Source organism: Bradyrhizobium sp. SYSU BS000235 (assembly GCF_049747295.1).
Taxonomy (GTDB): Bacteria; Pseudomonadota; Alphaproteobacteria; order Rhizobiales; family Xanthobacteraceae; genus Afipia.
This window is the reverse complement of the sequence record NZ_JBMHJM010000003.1, coordinates 48,884-69,852: the sequence shown is the minus strand read 5'-3', so window position 1 is coordinate 69,852 and position 20,969 is coordinate 48,884. Positions and strand designations below refer to the sequence as shown.

The 20,969-nt window shown below is 60.1% G+C and carries 15 protein-coding genes; 12 read left to right on the top strand and 3 right to left on the bottom strand.

What is annotated here, in order from left to right:
• Position 1 precedes the first annotated feature (1 nt).
• From ACP0KA_RS26950 to ACP0KA_RS26940, 3 genes are read left to right on the top strand one after another with little or no spacing between them, the layout of a single operon-like run.
• Complete coding sequence (locus ACP0KA_RS26950; RefSeq protein WP_424632032.1) at positions 2–847, top strand: phosphatase PAP2 family protein; 846 nt, start codon at positions 2–4, stop codon at positions 845–847.
• Positions 848–904: 57 nt separating this feature from the next.
• Positions 905–1,660: a glycosyltransferase family 2 protein gene (locus ACP0KA_RS26945; RefSeq protein WP_424632031.1), complete on the top strand. Its 756-nt coding sequence runs from the start codon at positions 905–907 to the stop codon at positions 1,658–1,660.
• Positions 1,660–1,992: a lipid-A-disaccharide synthase N-terminal domain-containing protein gene (locus ACP0KA_RS26940; protein WP_424632030.1), complete on the top strand. Its 333-nt coding sequence runs from the start codon at positions 1,660–1,662 to the stop codon at positions 1,990–1,992. The genes ACP0KA_RS26945 and ACP0KA_RS26940 overlap by 1 nt, the downstream gene beginning before the upstream one ends.
• A gap of 5 nt (positions 1,993–1,997) precedes the next feature.
• Here ACP0KA_RS26940 and metC read toward each other — a convergent pair whose 3' ends face one another.
• Positions 1,998–3,203, bottom strand: coding sequence for a cystathionine beta-lyase (gene metC / locus ACP0KA_RS26935; protein WP_424632029.1), 1,206 nt, complete (start codon positions 3,201–3,203; stop codon positions 1,998–2,000).
• 248 nt (positions 3,204–3,451) lie between these two features.
• Between metC and ACP0KA_RS26930 the strand changes: the two genes are divergently transcribed.
• Genes ACP0KA_RS26930 through ACP0KA_RS26915 form a run of 4 tightly spaced genes read left to right on the top strand, consistent with a single transcriptional unit; the run spans position 3,452 to position 7,994 of the window.
• Positions 3,452–4,495 (top strand): amino acid ABC transporter substrate-binding protein, encoded by a 1,044-nt coding sequence (locus ACP0KA_RS26930; RefSeq protein ID WP_424632028.1) that lies wholly within the window; start codon positions 3,452–3,454, stop codon positions 4,493–4,495.
• Positions 4,496–4,515: 20 nt separating this feature from the next.
• Positions 4,516–5,721, top strand: coding sequence for an amino acid ABC transporter permease (locus tag ACP0KA_RS26925; protein WP_424632159.1), 1,206 nt, complete (start codon positions 4,516–4,518; stop codon positions 5,719–5,721).
• Positions 5,718–7,244, top strand: a complete 1,527-nt coding sequence (locus tag ACP0KA_RS26920) for an amino acid ABC transporter permease (protein ID WP_424632027.1) — start codon at positions 5,718–5,720, stop codon at positions 7,242–7,244. The genes ACP0KA_RS26925 and ACP0KA_RS26920 overlap by 4 nt, the downstream gene beginning before the upstream one ends.
• A 9-nt stretch (positions 7,245–7,253) precedes the next feature.
• The gene (locus ACP0KA_RS26915; RefSeq protein WP_424632026.1) at positions 7,254–7,994 is read left to right on the top strand and encodes an amino acid ABC transporter ATP-binding protein; all 741 of its coding nucleotides are present in this window, start codon (positions 7,254–7,256) and stop codon (positions 7,992–7,994) included.
• 49 nt (positions 7,995–8,043) lie between these two features.
• Here the strand turns inward: ACP0KA_RS26915 and ACP0KA_RS26910 are convergent, their stop codons facing one another.
• Complete coding sequence (locus ACP0KA_RS26910; protein ID WP_424632025.1) at positions 8,044–9,084, bottom strand: cysteine synthase A; 1,041 nt, start codon at positions 9,082–9,084, stop codon at positions 8,044–8,046.
• A gap of 87 nt (positions 9,085–9,171) precedes the next feature.
• Positions 9,172–10,401, bottom strand: a complete 1,230-nt coding sequence (locus ACP0KA_RS26905; RefSeq protein ID WP_424632024.1) for a class I SAM-dependent methyltransferase — start codon at positions 10,399–10,401, stop codon at positions 9,172–9,174.
• Positions 10,402–11,043: 642 nt separating this feature from the next.
• Between ACP0KA_RS26905 and ACP0KA_RS26900 the strand changes: the two genes are divergently transcribed.
• The 5 genes from ACP0KA_RS26900 (at position 11,044) to ACP0KA_RS26880 (ending at position 20,885) form a co-directional block, all read left to right on the top strand.
• Positions 11,044–12,435, top strand: coding sequence for an efflux transporter outer membrane subunit (locus tag ACP0KA_RS26900; protein ID WP_424632023.1), 1,392 nt, complete (start codon positions 11,044–11,046; stop codon positions 12,433–12,435).
• Positions 12,425–13,783: an efflux RND transporter periplasmic adaptor subunit gene (locus ACP0KA_RS26895; RefSeq protein WP_424632022.1), complete on the top strand. Its 1,359-nt coding sequence runs from the start codon at positions 12,425–12,427 to the stop codon at positions 13,781–13,783. Before ACP0KA_RS26900 ends, ACP0KA_RS26895 begins: the two co-directional genes overlap by 11 nt.
• Positions 13,784–13,825: 42 nt before the next feature.
• Positions 13,826–16,957 (top strand): efflux RND transporter permease subunit, encoded by a 3,132-nt coding sequence (locus tag ACP0KA_RS26890; protein ID WP_424632021.1) that lies wholly within the window; start codon positions 13,826–13,828, stop codon positions 16,955–16,957.
• Positions 16,954–20,058 carry an efflux RND transporter permease subunit gene (locus ACP0KA_RS26885; RefSeq protein ID WP_424632158.1) on the top strand — a complete coding sequence of 1,035 codons (3,105 nt, stop codon included), beginning with the start codon at positions 16,954–16,956 and terminating at the stop codon, positions 20,056–20,058. The genes ACP0KA_RS26890 and ACP0KA_RS26885 overlap by 4 nt, the downstream gene beginning before the upstream one ends.
• Before the next feature lie 68 nt (positions 20,059–20,126).
• Positions 20,127–20,885 (top strand): tRNA-uridine aminocarboxypropyltransferase, encoded by a 759-nt coding sequence (locus ACP0KA_RS26880; protein ID WP_424632020.1) that lies wholly within the window; start codon positions 20,127–20,129, stop codon positions 20,883–20,885.
• Positions 20,886–20,969 lie beyond the last annotated feature (84 nt).

The window sequence follows — 20,969 nt, the reverse complement described above, 5'->3', positions numbered from 1 at the left end:
AATGCCGCTCGGCACGAACGCATCACAGCCTGCGAATTATTTTGCGCAGGTCGGCTGGTTCGTGTGGCAATCACTTGCACGACTGGTCGATGCGCCATCACACTCACGTTGCGCCGAAGCGCGCCGTGCGTTGGCCTTGCGCTGGTTATGGCTGTCCGTCGGCGTTGCACTCGTTATCGGCACCCTGATGTTCGCGATCGATGTCGCGGCCATCAAGCTGATGCCGCCCCGTGGGACCGCGAGCCTCTGGCCGGTCCGGATCTTCACGGACTTTGCGAAGTCGACTTACGTGCTTTGGACATTGGCCGCCGGTCTGGTGCTCATTGCGCTCGGTCTGCCGCGGTTGAACGGCATATCGCGCGCCATTCTGATCGGCTTCGGCTTGCGCGTTCAGTACATATTCTTCGCTGTGCTGGTTGCGGTGCTCACCAGCGAAGTTCTCAAATATATCGTCGGCCGCGGCCGTCCGTTTGTCGGCGGTCAGGCGAATGCCTTCAACTTCAAGCATTTCACCGAGAGCGAGGCTTTCGCGAGCCTGCCGTCCGGCCACGCAGTGACGGCGTTTGCCCTCGCTTTTGCGATCTCCTCGATTTGGCGGAAGGCTGGTCCCTTTATGTGGACATTTGCGGTGCTGATCTGCTGCAGCCGCGTCCTTCTGCTGGCGCACCATCCAAGCGATGTCGTCGCAGGTGCTCTGACCGGTGTGATCGGCGCAATGTTTGTTCGCTACTGGTTCGCGGCCCGCCGGCTCGGTTTCACGATTGACCAGAACGGTGCCATTATCCCCCTGGTTGGCCCATCCTGGCAGGGGCTGAAAAGGGTTGCCCGGGACGCCGTGGCACCATAAGAAGCGTCGCCCGACCCCGCCTTTCGCGGCTTCTTAGGGCCTTGGATCCATCAGGACATGAACGATCACCCACTAGCCTCCGGCGAGCCGGCCCCTGTCGTATCGATTGTGGTTCCGGTGCGCAACGAACAGGACAATATCGTGCCGCTGATCGCAGAAATTGCGAAAGCGCTCGATGGCCGCTGGGTTTACGAGATCATCTACGTCAACGACGGATCGACCGACGCAACCGCTGAGCGACTTTCCGGTGAAATGCAGGTGCGGAAAAATCTGCGCCACATTCGCCATGCTGCATCCTCAGGACAATCCGCCGCGGTCCGCACCGGTGTGCGCGCAGCACGAGGCCGGATTGTCGCGACCCTCGATGGCGACGGACAAAACAACCCAGGTTTTCTGCCTGAGTTGGTTGGCGCCATTGAAAAGGGTGGGGAGCGCATTGGCCTCGCCGCAGGGCAGCGGGTCGGCCGGAAGGATACCGGCTTCAAGAAGCTTCAGTCACGCGTGGCAAACGGCGTGCGTAATGCGATCTTGCGTGACGGCACCCGTGACACGGGGTGCGGCCTGAAAGCATTCCGGCGCGAGGTCTTTCTTGCACTGCCGTACTTCGACGGCCTGCATCGCTTCTTGCCGGCGCTGGTTCGTCGTGAAGGATTTGATGTTGCCTACGTGGATGTGATCGATCGTCCGCGGCACTCTGGCGTATCAAACTACGGCTTCTTCGATCGTCTTTGGATCGGAATCATGGATCTCGCCGGCGTGTGGTGGCTCATCCGCCGCAAAAAAGCGACGCCGGTGGCTACGGAGGTGAACTGATGCTCATTCAGTTCGGACAGGACCTTGGCGACTATCTGTACGACGTATTCGTCGCCAAGTTCGATTTCTGGCTCGCCTTCGGCCTGGTTGCACAGTTGTTTTTCACCGCTCGCTTTTTGGTGCAGTGGATTTCCAGTGAGCGTGCCGGCAAGAGCATCGTGCCGATGGCGTTCTGGTTCTTCTCGATGGGCGGCGGTGCCATGACGTTGATTTACGGTATCGCCAAGCGCGAGCCCGTCATCATCCTTGGGCAAGGCCTGGCAACCATCATCTATATTCGAAACATCATGCTGATCTTGAAAGACAAGCGCTCAAGCAAGAACGGCGCCTGATAAGATCACTTCGCTGCGGCGGCGTTAAAGGCGGCGAAGCCGGCAGCGAGATCCGCCTTGAGATCTTCGACGTGCTCAAGACCGATGTGAAGGCGCAATGTCGGACCGCCGGGATTCCATTTCGTCGCGGAGCGGTACTCCGTGCAGTCGAACGGAATCACGAGGCTCTCGTAGCCGCCCCACGAATAGCCCATGCCGAACAATTTGACGGTATCGAGGAAGGCATCGACAGCCTGCTGGGGCGCGGGCTTCAGCACGACGCTGAACAGGCCGGAGGCGCCGGTAAAATCCCGCTTCCAAATCGCATGGCCAGGATCGTCTTCGAGGGCCGGATGCAAGACGCGCAACACCTCGGGACGCTCCGCAAGCCACCGCGCGATCTCCAGCCCGGATTGCTGATGATGGGCGAGGCGCACCGCGAGCGTTCGCAATCCCCGGAGCGCCAAGAAGACATCATCGGGGCCCGCGCAGACGCCGAGCAGCCGGATCGCCTCGGAGATGACCGGCCACGCCTGTGCGTTGGCGGAAATCGTACCGAACATGATGTCGGAGTGGCCGCCGATGTATTTCGTGGCGGCCTGAAGACTGATGTCGACACCTTGGTCGAGGGAGCGGTGAAAGAACGGGGTCGCCCAAGTATTGTCGTCAATGACAAGCGCATTTTTACGATGTGCGACGGCCGCTATGGCGGGGATGTCCGGCATTTCGAAGGATTGCGAGCCGGGGGCTTCGACCAGGACCGCCTTGGTGTTCGCCTTGAACAAAGCCTCGATCCCGACGCCGATCGATGGATCGAAGTAGGTCGTCTCGATGCCAAATCGCTTGAGCAGGCCGTCACAAAAGTTTCGTGTCGGGCGATAGACGCTGTCGATGACCAGCAGGTGGTCTCCGGCCGCGAGGACGGCGAGCAGGGCAGTCGAAATGGCCGAGACGCCAGACGGCGTTAAACCGACACCTGCACACTGCGGGCCTTCCAGAGCCATCAAGGCTTCCTGGAGGGCCTTGGTCGTTGGTGTCCCATGGCGCCCATACTGGAACTCGCCCCGATGAGCGTGCAGGTCCTCCGCCGTGGGATAGAGCACGGTCGAGCCTCGCACGATGGGGGGATTAACGAATCCCTTTTGCGCCATGGTGTCGCGGCCGGATGTTACGAGCTCGGTTCGCGGATCAAGTGACTTCGAGGCGGAAGAGGCGTCTTTTGGGGGCTTCATGGGGCAATCATTGTCGAGGAGGGCTGCAGAATGTCGCAGCCGTCAAAATTGACGGCGGCATGCTGCATTCAGGTGGATAGCTTAGTAAGCTGTCCCCAAGAGCCGACGTCAAGCCCTTGACCCGCCGGGCCGGGCGTTCTGTTATATGTACCAGATATTTAGCAGCATTCGTGCGCCTCGGTGGATCGTGGACGTCTCGCGTGATGCTGATCGACTTTAGCGCCGGCGCATCAGTGAAAGGCAGTTCGATGAAACGGGTATCGTTTGGCTTCATTCTCGGTCTCGTAGCGACTGCAACGTTTTCCGCGGCCAATGCCCAATCTCCCGAGAAGCCGAAGGAGAAGCCTCTTCTTCAGACCATCAAGGAAAGAGGCACGCTCTCGTGCGGCGTGAGCCAGGGTCTGCCGGGTTTCTCGGCTCCTGACGACAAGGGCAACTGGACCGGGCTAGATGTGGATATCTGCCGTGCACTTGCGGCGGCGATTTTCAACGATCCCACCAAGGTGAAGTTTGTTCCTCTGTCCGCCAAGGACAGGTTTACGGCGCTGCAGTCTGGTGAAATCGACGTCCTGTCGCGCAACTCAACATGGACACTGTCGCGCGACACCTCCCTGGGATTGAACTACACCGGGGTTACTTATTACGACGGGCAGGGCTTCCTGGTGCGTAAGGCGCTGAAGGTCAATTCGGCCCTGGAGTTGAACAGCGCATCGATCTGCGTTCAGACCGGCACGACCAACGAGCAGAACATCGCGGACTACTTCAAAGCCAACAACATGAAGTACGAGATGATCGCGTTCGGGACTGCCGACGAGACGGTCAAGGCCTACGAATCGGGGCGTTGCGACGTGTTCACGTCGGACGTCTCGCAGCTCTATGCCGAACGCCTTAAGTTGGCTGCCCCGAACGACCACGTCGTGCTGCCTGACATCATTTCGAAGGAGCCGTTGGGACCGGTGGTGCGGCAGGGCGATGACCAGTGGTTCGACATCGTCAAATGGACGCTGTTCGCAATGATCAACGCAGAAGAGCTGGCAGTTACGCAAAAGAACGTCGACGAAATGGCGAAATCCAGCAAGCCTGAACTCAAGCGCATGTTCGGCACCGACGGCAGCCTCGGCGAGCAACTGGGTCTGACAAAGGATTGGGTGGCGCGCATTATCAAGGCGGTCGGCAATTACGGCGAGTCGTTCGATCGCAATGTCGGTGCGGGATCAAAACTTGGAATTGCCCGAGGGCTTAACAAGCTGTGGAACCAGGGCGGTATCCAATACGCGCCTCCCATCCGTTGACAACCACATCAGAGACCGCGGTGACGGGTGAAGGGCGCAAGCCGCCGCTGCGTTTAGCGGCACGGCTTCGTGGCATTCTTGGCGGCCGCGCAGGATGGCGCGGCGTGCTGGCGCAACTCCTGTTTATCGCGGTCGTTGTCTGGGTCGGCTACGAGGTCGTCGCGAACGCGCGGGCCAACCTGCAGGCGCAGCGCATTGCGTCCGGTTTCGGTTTCTTGTCCAATACCGCAGGTTTCAGCGTCAGTCAGACACTGATCCCGTATTCCGAGAGCGACACCTACAGCCGCGTCTTCCTCGTCGGTCTGCTCAATACGCTGCTGGTATCGGTCATCGGCATCATCGCGGCGACAATCATCGGAGTGCTTGTCGCGCTTGGACGCTTGTCGCCGAACTGGTTGCTGTCCCGGATTTCGGAGGGATACGTTGAGCTGATCCGCAATCTGCCGCTGCTGTTTCAAATCTTGTTCTGGTACCTCGCGGTGCTGGCGACGTTGCCGAGCCCGCGGCAGAGCTTCTCGCTGTTCGGCACGATCTTCCTGAGCGTCCGCGGCCTCATCGTTCCCTATCCGGCTCCGCAACAGGCTTTCGGCGTATTTGTCGTTGCGGTCGTGATCGGACTGGCTGCATCGCTGGCCATGCGCATCTATGCGCGCCGGCGGCTATTCAAGACCGGTCGGAAGCTCACGATCTGGCCTTTTGTTGTGCTCATGGTGCTGGGACTGCCGGCGCTCGCCACACTGCTTTTCGGTGCGCCGGTGAAGCTGGATATGCCGGAGCTGAAGGGGTTCAACTTCATCGGAGGAATGCGGATCCGTCCCGAGTTGGCGGCTCTGGCGGTGGCCCTCTCGACTTACACCGCCGCGTTCATCGCCGAGATTGTTCGCGCCGGCATTCAATCGGTGCCCAAGGGACAGATGGAGGCCGGGGCATCGCTTGGCCTGTCCCGCGGCGCGACGTTGCGTCTCGTGATCATCCCGCAGGCACTGCGGGTGATTTTGCCGCCGCTGACAAATCAGTATTTGAATCTCACCAAGAACTCGTCTCTCGCGGTCGCTATCGGCTATCCGGACCTGTTTTCTGTCTTTGCCGGAACGACGCTGAGTCAAACAGGGCAGGCCGTTGAAATCATTGCTTTGACGATGGGCGTGTACCTGCTGATCTCGCTGATCACGAGTGCACTCATGGGACTCTATGGCCGGCACGTGAACCGGAGCCTTGCGGCATGACGGATCAGGCCACGTCCCCATTCGTTCGGCAGACGCTGGTTGAGCCGCGCAAGGCGCCGATCAAGACCATCGGCATTGTCGGCTTCATCCGTCAGCGCCTGCTCAATTCACCTCTCAATATTTTTCTAACCGTTGCGAGCCTCGCGCTGCTCGCTTTGGTGATCCCGCCAACCGTCAAGTTCCTGCTCGTCGATGCCGTATGGCATGGCAACGATCGATCGGCCTGTCTTGAGGCCAATGCCGGTCACGTCGTCGGCGCCTGCTGGCCGTTCGTGCAAGCGAAGTTCGATCAGTTCGTCTACGGCTTTTACCCTGGGGCCGAGCGCTGGCGGGTCAATCTGACGTTCCTCCTCGGCGCGCTGCTGCTGGTACCATTGCTGATTCCGCGCATCCCAGCCAAGACGCTGAACTCAGGTCTGTTCTTTCTGGCGTATCCAATCATCGCATTCTTTCTACTGCGCGGCGGTGGAATTCGCGGGTTTGTGGTGAACTGGAGCGCCGACCTGGGCTCGGGACTTGCTTCGAGTTTTCGGGATGCCGGCAGCCAGCTGACCGGGGCCGGCGAAGCAATGACGGGCGGGTTGGGTTGGCCCGTTATACTTCTGGGAAGAGCGGTGGCGCTGTTCGGGCAGGCGCTTGGCTGGGTGATCCTGCCGCTGGAGTGGATGCGGGATTATACGCAGCGCTTCGCGGCGACGGTGTGGATCGATCTCACCTTGACGGCTGCAATCATTTCGCTGTTGGCGTTTTTCCTGACTGGCGGATTCCGCAACGGCTGGCGCGCGCTGTTGCGAAGCGTCGCGGTTTTTGCCGGCATCGCTGTGGTGATCAAGGTGATGGACCTCGATCATGGCGGCCTGCCGGTTGTGGATACGCGGCAATGGGGCGGTCTGCTGGTGACGCTGGTGGTCTCGGTGACGGGGATCGTCGCCTCGATGCCGGTCGGGATCGCGCTGGCGCTCGGGCGACGCTCAACGATCCCGCTGATCAAAGTGTTCTCGATTGCGTTCATCGAATTCTGGCGCGGTGTTCCATTGATCACGGTGCTGTTCTTCGCGACCTATATGCTCCCGCTCTTCCTGCCCGGTAATTTTACGGTCGATGGGCTCGTGCGCGTGCTGATCGGCATCGCGTTGTTCGCAGGCGCCTACAATGCCGAAGTCATCCGCGGAGGTTTACTGGCCATTCCGCGCGGGCAGGCGGAAGCGGCAAGCGCCCTCGGGCTGTCGTACTGGAAGACCACCGGATTGATCGTGATGCCGCAGGCCCTGCGGCACGTCATTCCAGGGCTGGTGAACAGCTTCATCGCCTTGTTCAAGGACACGACCCTCGTCCTGATCGTTGCGATTTTCGATCTGCTCGGACAGCTTCGCGCATCCTTTGCTGATCCGAACTGGGCCACGCCGACGACATTGTTCACCGGATTTGCCTTTACCGGGATAATCTATTTCGTGTTCTGTTTTGGCATGTCGCGCTATTCACTGTTTGTCGAGCGCCGACTGAATGTTCACAAGAATGTCTGAGATGAAATCATGAGCGCGGATCCCATCGTCAGCATTTCGGGCCTCAACAAGTGGTTCGCTGAATTCCATGTGCTGCGCGACATCGATCTGACTGTCGGGCGGGGCGAACGCATTGTGATCTGCGGCCCGTCGGGATCTGGCAAGTCGACGCTGATCCGCTGCATCAATGCACTGGAGGAGTTTCAGGAAGGCCGTATCGTCGTCGATGGCATCGAGCTTGGACCCAATCTTCGCCGTGTTGATGACGTCCGGCGCGAGGTCGGCATGGTGTTCCAGAGCTTCAATCTGTTTCCGCACCTGACGGTGCTGGAAAACTGCACGCTGGCCCCGATCTGGGTGCGAAACGTTCCGAAAAAGGAAGCCGAAGCGTCGGCGATGAAATATCTCGAACGCGTCCGCATTCCCGATAAGGCGAACAAGTATCCCGGACAGATCTCAGGCGGTCAGCAGCAGCGCGTGGCGATCGCCCGCGCACTGACCATGAATCCGAAGGTGATGTTGTTCGACGAGCCGACGTCGGCGCTTGACCCCGAGATGGTCAAGGAAGTGCTCGACACCATGGTCGATCTGGCGAAAGAGGGCATGACGATGTTGGTCGTCACCCATGAAATGGGATTTGCCCGCGAGGTTGCCGACCGCGTCGTGTTCATGGACGCGGGGCAGATTATCGAGGCCAATACGCCGGAGAAGTTCTTCTCCAATCCGCAACATGCGCGGACCAAGCTGTTCCTCAGTCAGATCTTGCGCTGATAAGAGCCTCGGTTCTGGTTGGATCAGAACCGAAGTTCTGGAACACGCGTCACACCTTCTCGAACGGAACCTCGATGTTCGTGCGCTTTTCCAGCCATGCCGGCACGGGAAGGTTCTTCGAGCGCATGAACTCCGGATTGAACAGTTTCGACTGATAGCGATTGCCGGAGTCGGCGAGAATCGTGACGATGGTCTTGCCGGGACCGAGCTGCTTTGCCAAATGGATCGCGCCCGCGACGTTGATGCCGGTGGAGCCGCCGAGGCAAAGGCCTTCGTGTTGCAATAGCTCGTAGATCACCGATACCGCTTCCTCATCTGGAATGAGGAAGGCGTCGTCAACCTTTGCTTCCTTGATGACGGGCGTCACGCGACCGAGCCCGATGCCTTCGGTAATGGAGTCGCCTGGCGTCGACTTGGCGACGCCGTTCTTGAACAGCTCGTACATGGCCGCGCCGCGCGGGTCGGCGCAGCCGACGACGATGTCCTTGTTCTTCGACTTCAGGAACGAGCTGATGCCTGCGAGCGTGCCGCCGGTGCCGACCGAGCAGACGAAACCATCGACCTTGCCGCCGGTCTGTTCCCAGATCTCCGGACCAGTCGATTCGAAGTGCGCCTTGGCGTTATCGAGATTGTTCCACTGATCGGCGAACAGCACGCCGTTCGGTTCATTCTTCCGCAACTGATCGGCGAGCCGCTTGCCGACGTGCTGATAGTTGTTGGGATTGGAGAAGGGCAGCGCGGGGACCTCGACGAGCTCGGCGCCGCACAGCCGCAGCATGTCCTTCTTTTCCTGGCTCTGGGTGTTGGGAATGATGATCAGCGTGCGATAACCGCGCGCGCTCGCCACCACCGCAAGCCCGATGCCGGTATTACCGGCGGTCGATTCCACGACGAGGCCGCCTGGCTTCAGATCGCCGCGCTTCTCGGCTTCCAGAATCATCCATTTGCCCGCGCGGTCTTTCACAGACTGGCCGGGATTCATGAATTCCGCTTTGCCCAGAATGGTGCAGCCGGTCAATTCGGAGGCTTGCTTGAGCTTGATCAGGGGCGTGTTGCCGATCGCCTGGATGACGTCGCTGTTGAACTTCATATCGCGAAAAACACCGGTTGTTTCTTGACTAGGAGCGACCCTAAAGGAGCGAAGCGCGGATCACAAGCAACCACGCGCGCGCGGCAGCTATCCGGATTTCGCGAAAACCACCTGACGAACGTCGATGTTGCCCGAGAGAAATCCGGCTTCGCAATAGGCGAGGTAATATTCCCACAGCCGACGGAAGCGTTCATCGAATCCCATTGGCGTCAGATGGGGCCATGCTGCGCGAAAATTGTCCCGCCAAGTCGCGAGCGTCTTGGCATAATCTTCTCCAAATATCCGCTCTCGGATAACAGGCACACCAAACTTCTCGCCGAGGGATTTGAGGATTTGCGGTGATGGCAGCATGCCGCCGGGAAACACATAGCGCTGAATGAAATCCACCTCACGCCGATAAGCCTTGAAGAAGCGGTCCTGGATGGTGATGGCCTGGATACCGGCAAACCCGCCCGGCATCAGGCGATCGCGCAGCTGCTTGAAATAGTCTGGCCAGAACTGCTCGCCGACGGCTTCAATCATCTCGATCGACGCGATGCGATCGTACTTCCCTCGCTCGTCGCGATAATCCTGGAATCTGATTTCGACCTTTTCGCTGAGGCCTGCTGCCTGAATTCGCTTTTGCGCAAAATCGCGCTGCTCCGTGCTGATGGTCAGGCCAACGATTTTCACGTCATAAGTCTTGGCTGTGTACTCGGCGAAACCTCCCCAACCGCATCCAATCTCAAGCACCGTTTGGCCGGACTGCAGATTGATCGCCTCGGCGAGGCGCTTGTACTTGTTGTGTTGCGCCGAGGTGAGATCGCTGGTGCTGTCGTCGAAGAGGGCCGACGAATAGGTCATGCTTGGGTCGAGCCATGCCGAGTAAAACGAATTGCCGATATCGTAGTGAGCATGGATGTTGCGCTGCGCCTGTTGCTTGGTGTTGCGATGAAGCCAGTGACGGAGCGATTGCGCGAGCCGCACGATCGGCTTGCTGCCGAGCATGGTCTGGATCAGTTCGTGATTGACGCAGAAGAGGTGGAGGAATTCGGTGAGGTTCGGCGTGTCCCATTCGCGGCGGAGATAGGCTTCCGCGATTCCAAGATCGCCGCTGCGCGCCAGCCGCCAGGCAAAGTCGTAATTGTGAATCATCATCTGTGCCGCGGGACCGGGTGCAAGTCCACCGCAACGTAATTTGCGTCCATCGGGCAGGGTGATGTCGAGCGTGCCGTTACGAAGTCTCGCGGCGAAATGAAATGCGAGGCGGACCAGCCGCGGAACGTCTGGCAATGTCGTTTTGACACTGTCGGGCGTCAGAACAATCAGGTCTGACATCGCACTGCTCCCATTCGTGTGATGCGGTTCTGAGTCCAATCTTTTGAGATACCGCGTGCGCTGCCGTGTGCCGGCCCAAAGATCCTTCGTCGTTTGTGTCGTTGCCAAGTCTTAGCTTAGCCAAGTCTTAGCTTAGCCAGGTTTTCGCTTAGCCAGGTCTTCGCTTAGCCAAATCTTATCTTAGCGAAGTCTGATCTGGGCGAAGTCTTGCGCCTTGGAAATGAAGACGCAAGACCCTCGGATGAGGTGTCCACGCCCATTGGACGATCGAGCGGGTACGGCTCCAATGCGGACCGAGTGTTGTGACCGTGACATGACATGTCGGTCGACTGATTCGGCGGGAGCTGGAGCGGTCTCATGAAATCTTGGTAATAATCCCGGTTTAGAGGGCCTAAACTGGCAAAAAGGCTCGGATTCCAGCTAGAAGCGGCCCGTAGGGATGGTGCCTACGGAGCACGCGCGCGCATGTTCTGGGGAACATGATGGAACGTCACTGTCCGTGGCTGGATCGGCCCGTTAAAATGGGCCTCAGCGCTCCAGAAAGTGTGCATAGCGGTGTCGGGCTTTTTTGATCAATTCAGACGTCTACCTTTGCCTTCTCGGCATCGGCTGGCGCTTCTCGCGGCCCTTGCGGTCGCTGCCATGTCGAGCGGATGCATCACCACATCCGATCTGCCCGATCCCGCCCTGGACATTCCCGGCGCCTACAAGGCTGCGACCGGAGCCGCCGAGCGCTTGCCGCCGACGCTCGACTGGTGGCGGGGCTTCCGCTCCAGGGAGCTTACCATCCTCATGGAGGAGGCGCAGACCGTCAATCTGGACATTGCCGTCGCGGTCGCGCGCATCCGGCAGGCGGATGCGCAGTCCCAGCAAATTGGTGCCGCGCTGCTGCCGAGTGTCTCGGGGACGTTCTCAGGTTCACGTTCACGCTCATCGAGCACGACCGGCACGATCACCAGCGCGACGCCGATCACCGGCCGCGGCGAGGTGACAAATCATACCGCCTCGCTCAGCGCGAGCTACGAGATCGATTTCTGGGGCAAGAACCGCGACGCGCTGCTGGCGGCGGAGGAAACCGCCAACGCGAACCGTTTCGACCGCGATGTGGTTGCGCTGACGACGCTGGTGAGCGTGGCGAACGCCTATTTCCAGGTGAGCGCGGCCCAGGACCGGATCAAGACCGCGAACGGCAACATCGCAAGCGCGCAGCGTATTTACGATGCCATCAAGGCGAGGGTGAACGCCGGCACCGGCTCCGATCTCGATCTTGCCCAGCAGGAAAGCCTGCTGGCCAACCAGAAGGCCCTCATTCCGCCGCTCCGCCAAGTTCTGGCCCAGAACACGAATATCCTGGCGACCCTCGTCGCGCGGCCGCCGGAGCGGCTCAAGCTCGTGGGCGGCTCACTGACATCGATCGCCATTCCGCGCGTGACGCCGGGATTGCCATCCGACCTGCTCACGCAGCGGCCGGACATCCGCCGTCAGGAAAATCAGCTGGCCTCGGCCACCGCGAATGTCGGCAATGCCAGGGCCCAGTTCTTTCCGAGTATTCAGCTCACCGGGCAGGGCGGCTATCAGAGCGCGGCGCTGGCGGCTCTGTTCACCCCGCAATCCGCGTTCTTCAACGTCGCAGCCGGTTTGACCCAGCCGATTTTCGACGCCGGACGTATTCAGGCCAATTTCGAACTGCAGAAGGCCGTGCAGGACGAGATGTTACAAACTTATCGCAAAACCGTGGTATCGGCGTTTGCCGATGTCGACACGGCCCTTTCGACACTCAAGCAGGCCAATGAGCGCCTGCGGCTGCAGCGGATCGTTGTGACATCGTCGCGCCGGGCGTTCGAACTGGCCGAACAGCAGCTTCGCGCAGGCACGATCGACATCGTGACTGTGCTAAACACGCAATTGACGCTATTCCAGGCCGAAGATGCGCTAATACAGGCGCAGCTTGCGCGGCTTCAGGCTGTAGTCAGCCTCTACCAGGCATTAGGTGGCGGTTGGTCGCCAAAGACGGAGCCGGTTGATGCTCTTTAAACCCGAGCTGAAAAAAAAAGCCAAAACGGCGGGCAACGGCGTGTCGCGCGTCGCATCGGGCGCGCGCGGGCGGACGGTCTCGATCTTCATCTGGCTGCTGATCATCGGCGGGCTCGGCTATATCGGCTGGACCTATTTCCGACCCAATCAGAACGCTGCCCACGTGCGGCCGGATCTGGCGATTCCTGTTCTTGCAGCGACGCCGAAAATCGAGGACGTGCCGGTCTATATCGACGGGGTCGGCACCGTTCGTGCTCTGAACAACGTTACGGTTCGTGCGCAGGTCGATGGCAAGCTGCTGAAGGTCAATTTCAAGGAAGGGCAGGACGTCAAGGCCGGCGACGTGGTCGCTGAAATCGATCCTGCGATTTATCAGGCGCAGTACGATCAGGCGGTTGCGAAGAAGGCGCAGGACGAGGCGCAACTTGCCAATGCGCGGATCGATCTTACCCGCTACCAGCAACTTGCTGCCTCCAAGGCCGGATCTGCGCAGCAGGCTGATACCCAGCGCGCAACGGTTGCGCAGCTTGAAGCGCTGGTGAAATCGGACCAGGCCGCCATCGACAATGCGCAGGCCACGCTGAGCTACACCAAGGTCGTCGCGCCGCTCACCGGGCGCGCCGGCTTGCGCCAGGTTGATCAAGGCAACATCGTTCACGCGTCCGACGCAACCGGCATTGTTGTGATCACGCAGATGCAGCCGATCGCGGTGCAGTTCAGCCTGCCGCAGCAGCAGATCGTCCGCGTAAATGCTGCAGCAGCCAAAGGTCCGTTGCTGGTCGATGTGTTCGGCAATGACGGAAAGACAGTTGTCGACACGGGCACCGTAACCGGCATCGATAACCAGGTCGATCCGACAACCGGAACGGTCAAGATCAAGGCTGAATTCCCGAACGCCCATTATCAGCTTTGGCCCGGACAGTTCGTCAATGTGCGGCTGAAAGTGGAAACACTGGACAAGGCGACCGTGGTGCCGACGGCTGCGGTTCAACGAGGCCCGGCGGGTACGTTTGTGTATGTCATCAACGCCAACGACACCGTGACCGCACATACGGTCTCGGTCACTTTGCAGAATGAAACAGAGGCGGTGATCGCGTCCGGCGTCACCGTTGAAGATCGGGTCGTGACGACCGGGTTCGCCAATCTCTCGGAAGGGGCCAAGGTCACGATCAGCCAGAACTACCAGACGCCGACCCCGGACCTCGCGCCGCAAAGGCAAAAGGGACGCAAGGGGGGAGGCGGCGCCGAGAAGGGTGAACACAATAAAGGCGAACGCCGCCACAAGGGGCAGGACAAAGGGGCGCAAGGGGGACAACAGTCGGGTGGCGGCGCGAAAGCGCCGCAATGATCAACCGCACGACGATGATGTCGAACCTGTGAGCGCGCCTCGATGAGCGTTTCGGAACCATTCATTCGCCGACCGATTGCGACGTCATTGCTTGGCGTTGCCCTCCTGATCGGTGGCGCACTCGGTTATTGGGCGCTGCCGGTTTCGGCGCTGCCTCAGGTCGATTTTCCGACCGTGCAGGTTACGACGCAGTTGCCGGGAGCGAGCCCCGACGTCGCAGCGTCGCTGGTGACCGCGCCGCTGGAGCGGCAACTTGGGCAGATCCCTTCGCTGGTGTCGATGACATCCACCAGTTCATACGGCGTTAGCCAGATCTCGCTGCAGTTCGACCTCAATCGCGACATCGACGGTGCAACGCAGGACGTGCAGGCGGCCATCAATGCCGCCGCCGGTGTATTGCCGAAGAACCTGCCGTATCCACCGACTTACGCCAAGGTCAACCCGGCGGATGCGCCGGTGCTGACTATCGCCATGACATCGGACACGGTGTCGCTTCGCTCCATGAGCGATCTCGCCGACACCATGATGGCGCAGCGGCTGGCACAAATCAGCGGCGTGGGTCGCGTGTCGGTGCTCGGAGGTCTGAAGCCCGCGGTCCGCGTCCAGGCCGATCTGGCGCGGCTTGCCGCTTACGGCATTTCGATGGAGGACCTGCGGAATGCCATCGCAGGCGCCAACGTCTCCGGTCCCAAGGGATCGCTGGATGGTGCCCAGCAGGCCTACACCATCGCGGCCAATGACCAGATCGCCACGGCGGAGGCTTACAAGCCGATCGTCATCGCCTATCGCAACAACTCGCCGGTCACGATCGGCGATGTCGCGCAGATCATCGATGGGCTGGAAAACAACAAGACCGGCGCGTGGTACCAGGGGCGGTCGGCTGTCATCATCGAAATTCAGCGACAACCCGGCGCCAACGTCATTGACGTTGTGCAGCAGATCCGAAAGGAAATTCCCAAGCTTCAGAAGGCTGTGCCCGCGGGCATTGACCTGACAGTTGTCAGCGATCGGACCGTCACCATCCGAGCATCGGTCCACGACGTGCAGTTCACGCTGATCCTCAGCGTCGCCTTGGTCACGCTGGTCGTTCTGATCTTCCTGCGATCACTACGGGCGACCTTGATCGCGGGGGTGGCGTTGCCGCTGTCGCTGATCACGAGCTTCGGCGTGATGTACTTTGCTGGCTTCAGCCTCGACAACCTCTCCTTGATGGCGCTGACCATCGGCACCGGTTTCGTTGTCGACGACGCCATCGTGATGATCGAAAACATCGTCCGCCATATGGAGAATGGCGAAAGCGCCATGGAGGCGTCGCTGCGTGGTGCCAGCGAGATCGGGTTTACCGTGATTTCGCTGACCGTTTCGCTGATCGCCGTGTTCATTCCGCTGCTGTTCATGTCCGGCCTCGTCGGGCGCATGTTCAGAGAGTTCGCTCTGACGCTCACGATTGCCGTTGTGACATCGGCGGTTGTCTCTCTGACGCTGACGCCGATGATGTGCTCTCGGCTTCTGAAGCGTCACCACGAAGAATTCGCCGTTCCCGGTCTCGGTTTCATCAGCCGCCTGATCGACAAAATGGTCGAGTTCTATCACTGGACGCTGCTGTGGGTTCTCCGGCATCAGCGGGCGACTCTGGTTGTTACGTTCCTCACGCTGGCAGCCACACTGGCGCTCTACGTGGTTGCTCCCAAGGGCTTCCTGCCGTTGCAGGACACCGCCTCCATCACCGCAGTCACGGAAGCCGGACCGGAAGTCTCATTCTCGGATATGCAGACCCGGCAGACGCAGGTCGCTGACCTCATCAAGGCTGACCCTGACATCGTCGGCGTGGTCTCGGTGATCGGCGCAGGCTCCGTCAACCCGACACCGAATGTCGGGCGCCTCGTTCTGACCTTGAAGCCACGCGGCGAGCGGAAGACGGACATCGCCGACGTGGTGCGGCGCCTGAAGGACAAGGTCGCGAGCGTCCCGGGCATGACGGTTTATTTCCAGGCCGTGCAGGACATTCAGATCAGCACCCGCGCCAGCCGCTCGCAATATCAGTACACGCTGACGGCGGCGAGCGCGCCCGAAGTGAATGAGTGGGCAGCGAAGCTCGTTCAGGAGATGCGCCGCGATCCGATGTTCCGCGATGTCTCGTCCGAGGCACAGGAAGGCGGCCTCCGCGCGATGGTGACGGTCGACCGCCAGCGTGCCGGGCAGCTCGGCGTGTCGGTTCAGGGCGTGAATGACACACTGAACGATGCCTTCGCCCAGCGGCAGATTTCGACGATCTTCGGTCAGGCCAACCAGTATCGGGTGGTGCTCGAGGCATTGCCGGAATATCAACGCGATCCGTCGATCCTTTCCAAGCTCTATGTGCCAGGTGTCGCCGGGGCCCAGGTGCCGATCGATGCGGTCGCGACGATTACGCGCACCACGGCACCGCTCTCAATTACTCATCAATCGCAGTTTCCTGCCGTCTCGCTGTCGTTCAACCTGGCCCCAGGGCAGGCGCTGGGCAACGCAGTTGAACGGATCGCCCAGATTGAAACCAATATCGGTATGCCGACGAGCATCGTCGGGATCTATTCGGGCGACGCCGCCGAGTTCGCCAAATCACTCGCGGGTCAGCCATGGCTGATCCTCGCGGCTGTGGTGACGATCTACATCGTGCTTGGCGTGCTCTACGAGAGCTACATCCACCCCATCACCATTTTGTCGACATTGCCGTCCGCCGGTGTAGGGGCGATCCTGGCGCTGATTCTGTGCGGACAAGATCTGTCCGTGATCGGCTTGATCGGCATCATCCTGCTGATGGGTATCGTCAAGAAAAACGCGATCATGATGATCGACTTCGCGCTCGAAGCGGAACGACACCAAGGCATGACGGCATATGATGCTATCGTTCAGGCCTGCCTGTTGCGGTTCCGCCCGATCATGATGACGACATTGGCCGCGCTCTTCGGCGCTTTGCCGCTGGCCATTGAAAGCGGGACGGGCGCGGAGCTGCGTTTCCCTCTGGGCGTGTCGATTATCGGCGGCCTGATTGTATCGCAGGTTCTCACGCTTTACACGACGCCGGTCATTTACCTCGCGCTCGATCGGATCAACCGCCGTATTGAGGCCGCCGTTCCAACGGATACGGATTCGCCATCACCGCCGATCGCGGGAGCAACCGAGGGCGTTCAATAATGTCGCTGTCGGAACCATTCATCAGAAGGCCGGTCGGCACGACATTGCTGGCGATCGGGCTCTTTTTGGTGGGAGCGGTGGCGTATCACTTCCTGCCGGTCGCAAGTATTCCATCGGTCGATTTTCCGGTTATTCGGGTCAGCGCCACCCGGCCGGGTGCCGATCCGAGTACCATGGCTTCGACGGTCGCCGCTCCGCTGGAACGCCGGCTGGGCGAAATCGCGGGCATTGACCAGATCACCTCCACCAGTTCGCTGAGCTCGACCAGTATCTCGCTTCAGTTTGCCATTGGCCGCGACATCGACCGTGCGGCGCGTGACGTGCAGGCGGCGATCAACGCTTCGCTGGCTGACTTGCCGAGCGATCTTCCAACGCTTCCCCAGTTCCGTAAGGCAAATCCCGCTGCCGCGCCGGTGCTGATTATTGCGCTGACGTCGAAGACCATGCTGTCGAGCGCCATCTACGATATCGCCGACACCGTCGTCGCACAGCGTATCTCTCAGGTGCCGGGCGTCGGTGAAGCGACAGTCAGCGGCGCCGATCAACCGGCTGTCCGCATTCAGCTCAATCCCGGCGCGCTTTCGATGGCCGGTATAGCCAGCGATGACGTCCGCACCGCGATCGTGAATGCCAATGCGATCGGTCCGGTTGGCGGTTTCAATGGCTCAAGGTTGGGAGAGACCCTCGCAACCAATCCGCAGATGCGAACCGCGGCTCAATTTCGCGATATCGTCATCAAGTCCTCGAACGGCAATTTCGTCAAACTGTCGGACGTCGCCGAAGTCACCGATGCGACGCGCAATAGCCGCTCCATCGCCTGGTTCAACAAGCAACCGGCGGTTCTGATTACGGTCACCAAACAACAGGACGCCAATGTCATCGAAACGGTCGACCGCGTCAAAGCGCTGCTGCCCGAACTGAAGCAATGGATGCCGGGCGGGGTCGACATCTCGATCCTGTCGGATCGCACCGGAACCATCCGCGCCAGCGTCGAAGATATGGAATGGACCCTCGGGGCAACGGCGCTGCTGGTCATGGCCGTCGTCTTCGTTTTCTTGCGACGTATGACGCCGACCATCGCGGCCGGCATTTCTGTGCCCCTTGCGCTTGCGGGCACCTGCGCCGGCATGTGGCTCGTGGGATTTTCCGTCAACAATCTTTCGCTGATGGCGTTGGCGATCTCAGTCGGTTTCGTCGTCGACGACGCAATCGTCATGATCGAGAACATGTATCGCAACCTCGAAGAGGGGATGCGGCCGTATCAAGCGGCGCTGCTCGGGGCAAAGCAGATCGGTTTCACGGTATTTTCGATCAGCATTTCGTTGATTGCGGCCTTTACGCCGCTGATTTTCATGGAAGGTGTGATCGGGCGTCTGTTCAGGGAGTTTTCGCTGACGCTTGCGCTCGCCATCATGGTGTCGATGGTCGTGTCGCTCACCGTCACGCCGATGATCTGCGCCCACTATATCAAGAGCGCGACGTCGCCCGATGCAACGCGCTTCGACCGCTTTGTGGAAGGCGGATTATCGCGTTTCGTTCGATTTTATGAACGCACGCTTCGCGTGGTGTTGGGGTATCCGATCCTGACGATACTGGTGTTCTTGGCGACGATCGCGTTGACTGTCACCCTCTATATCAAAACACCCAAGGGATACTTTCCGCAGGATGACAGCGGACTGGTGATCGGCGCGACGCGCGCATCGCCGGATGTGTCGTTCCAGGCCATGTTGGGATTGCAGCAGGAGATTGCCGACATCGTGATAGGCGACCCCGCGGTCGACGGAATCGGTTCGAGCATCGGCGGTAGTAGCGGTACAAGCGGTTCCAACACTGGACGCATGTTCATCAGCTTGAAGCCGATCGATCAGCGCGACGGATTAACGACCCAGCAAGTGATCGACCGGCTTCGGCGAAAGCTGGGAGCGGTGCCGGGCATACGTTTATTTATGTTCGCAGCGCAGGATTTGCGGGCAGGTGGCCGTCAAAGCGATTCCGATTACCAATTCACCTTGATCAGTCCCGATTTGAACTTGCTGAACAAATGGGCGCCGATTGTTGCCAAGAAGCTGGAAAGCGTTGAAGGCATCACGGATATATCCAGCGACCGGCAGGCCGGCGGACTTCAACTCAACCTCACGATCGATCGGGCCGCGGCGGCCAGTCTGGGTGTGCGTGTTCAGGATATCGACAACGCACTCAATAATGCTTTTTCCCAGCGGCAGATTTCAATCATCTATACGCAGCGCAACCAATACCAGGTCGTACTGGAGGTCGGTCCACAGTGGCGCGGCGATCCGTCCGCACTGGACAAGATTTACGTCGCAGGCGCCAACAATACGCAGGTGCCGTTGTCCAGAATCGTTCACATGGAGCGTGGTCTCTCACCGCTGTCCGTTTTCCATCAGGGTTCGTTTCCTTCGACAACCATCTCGTTCAATGTTCCCTCCGATGTGCCGCTGCAGACGGCGACCGACAACATTCTGCGCGCGGTCGAAGAGCTGCATATGCCGGAGGGAATCCGTGGCGAGTTTTCGGGGAATGCCGCGGACAGTCAGAAAACGGCAAGCCGTCAGCCGCTGTTGATTCTCGGTGCGTTGATCGCGGTCTATATCGTGCTTGGCGTGCTGTATGAGAGTCTCGCACACCCGTTGACGATCATCTCGACGTTGCCGTCGGCGGGGCTTGGCGCGCTGCTGGCACTGCAGCTTACGAACACACCGCTGACGGTCATCGCCTTTATCGGCATTATTTTGCTGATCGGCATCGTCAAGAAGAACGGCATCATGATCGTGGATTTTGCCCTCGAAGGCGAGCGGCAACGCGGCCTGTCGTCGGAGGATGCGATCTTCGAGGCCAGCATCGCGCGCTTCCGGCCGATCCTGATGACCACGATGGCGGCGTTGCTTGCGGCCGTTCCGCTGGTGGTGGCAGTGGGGCCGGGGACGGAACTGCGCAGACCGCTCGGCATTACCATCATCGGCGGTTTGATCGTGTCCCAGATCCTGACGCTCTACACCACGCCGGTGATCTATCTGCTGATCGACCGGCTCCGCGGCCGTGAAACGCCGGCGCCTTTGCCGGGTCCCGCGCCGGCTGAATAGAGGCCGCTTGGCTGGAGGAACGGTTGGGCCGCATGGACAGAGTCCGTCGGCCAGCGTATAGGCGGTGAATGTCCCCGCACGCAAAACCTGAAGTCGGCAAGTTAGAGCCGGAAGAAATCCCGGAGTGTCCGCATTGCGGCAAGCCAGAGCCGCTGTGTGTCTGCAGCGATATCGCTCCGATCGACAACCGCATCGAGCTGCTGATCCTGCAACACCCGCAGGAGCAGGACAGGGCGCTGGGCACTGCGCGTCTCACGGCTTTGCATTTCCAGAACGCCGCGCTGAAAATCGGGTTGTCCTGGCCAAGCCTCTCCAAGGTGCTTGGCCGTTCGGTCGATCCTCAGCGTTGGGCGATCCTTTATCTCGGCTCTGCCAAGGTCGAGGACCTCGCAACGGACAGCGAGGTGGTTGCGATTGATCGCAAGGGCGCCATCGAGGATGGTCAGCGTTCAATCCTCAACGACATTGAAGGCGTTATCCTGCTCGACGGCACGTGGAGCCAGGCCAAGGCGCTGTGGTGGCGAAACGCCTGGATGCTGAAATGCCGGCGGATCATTCTCGGGCCAGCCCGCCCATCGCTCTATGGCAAGCTCCGCAAGGAGCCGAGAGGAGATGGGCTATCGACCCTAGAGGCCGCAGCTCTGGTTTTGAGCCGGCTGGAAAAGCGTCCGGAGATTGAGACTGCACTGACGGCAAGCTTCGAGAAGCAACTCGCCCGCTTTCGCGAGGTTCAGGCAACCATGCCCGAACTCGCGCCCAAGCCGCGGAAGCGTGACTATCGCCGCCCGGCCAACAGGCGCGGCAAGTCGGCATTGGCGAAAAGCTAGAGCTGAATTCTCCGAAGCCGCTCGGAAGATTCGTGGATCACCTTGCCGGGCTTGTCCGTCGCGTGATGCCGCCCGCGTGACAAC

Bases quoted from the DNA above. Each gene is read 5' to 3' on its own strand.
- ACP0KA_RS26950 (WP_424632032.1), top strand. From the start codon at position 2: ATGCCGCTCGGCACGAACGCATCACAGCCTGCGAATTATTTTGCGCAG.
- ACP0KA_RS26945 (WP_424632031.1), top strand. From the start codon at position 905: ATGAACGATCACCCACTAGCCTCCGGCGAGCCGGCCCCTGTCGTATCG.
- ACP0KA_RS26940 (WP_424632030.1), top strand. From the start codon at position 1,660: ATGCTCATTCAGTTCGGACAGGACCTTGGCGACTATCTGTACGACGTA.
- metC (WP_424632029.1), bottom strand. From the start codon at position 3,203: ATGAAGCCCCCAAAAGACGCCTCTTCCGCCTCGAAGTCACTTGATCCG.
- ACP0KA_RS26930 (WP_424632028.1), top strand. From the start codon at position 3,452: ATGAAACGGGTATCGTTTGGCTTCATTCTCGGTCTCGTAGCGACTGCA.
- ACP0KA_RS26920 (WP_424632027.1), top strand. From the start codon at position 5,718: ATGACGGATCAGGCCACGTCCCCATTCGTTCGGCAGACGCTGGTTGAG.
- ACP0KA_RS26915 (WP_424632026.1), top strand. From the start codon at position 7,254: ATGAGCGCGGATCCCATCGTCAGCATTTCGGGCCTCAACAAGTGGTTC.
- ACP0KA_RS26910 (WP_424632025.1), bottom strand. From the start codon at position 9,084: ATGAAGTTCAACAGCGACGTCATCCAGGCGATCGGCAACACGCCCCTG.
- ACP0KA_RS26905 (WP_424632024.1), bottom strand. From the start codon at position 10,401: ATGTCAGACCTGATTGTTCTGACGCCCGACAGTGTCAAAACGACATTG.
- ACP0KA_RS26900 (WP_424632023.1), top strand. From the start codon at position 11,044: ATGTCGAGCGGATGCATCACCACATCCGATCTGCCCGATCCCGCCCTG.
- ACP0KA_RS26895 (WP_424632022.1), top strand. From the start codon at position 12,425: ATGCTCTTTAAACCCGAGCTGAAAAAAAAAGCCAAAACGGCGGGCAAC.
- ACP0KA_RS26890 (WP_424632021.1), top strand. From the start codon at position 13,826: ATGAGCGTTTCGGAACCATTCATTCGCCGACCGATTGCGACGTCATTG.
- ACP0KA_RS26880 (WP_424632020.1), top strand. From the start codon at position 20,127: ATGTCCCCGCACGCAAAACCTGAAGTCGGCAAGTTAGAGCCGGAAGAA.